This is a genomic window from Nocardia sp. NPDC005745 (genome assembly GCF_040630775.1).
Taxonomy (GTDB): domain Bacteria; phylum Actinomycetota; class Actinomycetes; order Mycobacteriales; family Mycobacteriaceae; genus Nocardia.
Genome location: NZ_JBEXYF010000096.1, coordinates 1 through 1,433, shown reverse-complemented (window position 1 = coordinate 1,433; position 1,433 = coordinate 1). Strand labels below are relative to the sequence as shown.

Here is a 1,433-nt window from a genome sequence, read left to right as displayed (position 1 = left end):
GTCGTGGTGTCGCAGCTGGTGCGTTCGCCGGGTGTCTACTTCGACCACAGTGTCGACAAGGGCACGGAGAAGGACCTGCACAGTGTGCGGGTGATCCCGTCGCGCGGTGCATGGCTGGAGTTCGACGTGGACAAGCGCGACACCGTGGGCGTGCGCATCGACCGCAAACGCCGTCAACCCGTGACGGTCCTGCTGAAGGCGCTCGGCTGGACGGATGAGCGGATTCGCGAGCGGTTCGGTTTCTCCGAGATCATGATGACGTCGCTGGAGAAGGACAACACACCGGGCACCGATGAGGCGCTGCTGGACATCCATCGCAAGCTGCGTCCGGGTGAGCCGCCGACCAAGGAGTCCGCGCAGACCCTGCTGGAGAACCTGTTCTTCAAGGAGAAGCGCTACGACCTGGCGCGCGTCGGTCGCTACAAGATCAACAAGAAGCTCGGCATCCACTCCGGCGAAGTCATCGGCTCACCGGTGCTCGCCGAGGAAGACAACGTCACGATCATCGAATACCTGCTGCGCCTGCACGCGGGTGACAAGACCATGACCGCCCCCGGTGGCATCGAGGTTCGGGTCGAGGTCGATGACATCGATCATTTCGGCAACCGTCGCCTGCGCACCGTCGGCGAGCTGATCCAGAACCAGATGCGAATCGGTCTGTCCCGTATGGAGCGTGTGGTCCGCGAGCGGATGACCACTCAGGACGTGGAGGCGATCACGCCGCAGACACTGATGAACATCCGCCCGGTCGTAGCCGCGATCAGGGAGTTCTTCGGAACCTCGCAGATGTCGGTATTCCTCGACGAGCGCAACCCGCTGGCCAGTCTGACCCAGAAACGCCGCCTCTCGGCGCTGGGCCCGGGTGGCCTGACCCGTGAGCGCGCCGGCCTGGAGGTCCGCGATGTGCACTACAGCCATTACGGCCGGATGTGCCCGATCGAGACACCCGAAGGCCCGAACATCGGCCTGATCGGTTATCTGTCGGTGTACGCGCGGGTGAATCCGTTCGGCTTCATCGAGACGCCGTACCGCAAGGTCGTCGACGGCCGGGTGACCGACGAGGTCGACTACCTGACCGCCGACCAGGAAGACCTGCATGTCGTGGCGCAGGCGAACGAGCCACTCGATGCGGAGGGGCGCTTCGTCGAGCCGCGAATCGCGGTGCGTCGCAGGAATTCCGAGGTCGAGCTCGTCGATTCCGCGCAAGTCGACTACATGGACGTGTCGCCGCGTCAGATGGTGTCGGTCGCGACGGCGATGATCCCGTTCCTCGAGCACGACGACGCCAACCGCGCTCTCATGGGTGCGAACATGCAGAAGCAGGCGGTGCCGCTGATCCGTTCCGAGGCCCCGCTGGTCGGCACCGGCATGGAGCTGCGCGCGGCCGTGGACGCGGGCGACGTGGTGGTGAACGAGAAGCCCGGTGTGGTCGA

1 pseudogene is annotated in these 1,433 nt (G+C 65.0%); it reads left to right on the top strand.

Annotated features, from left to right (window positions below):
- Window positions 1-1,433 (top strand): annotated as a pseudogene (locus tag ABZ420_RS35985) (DNA-directed RNA polymerase subunit beta); the annotation flags it as partial.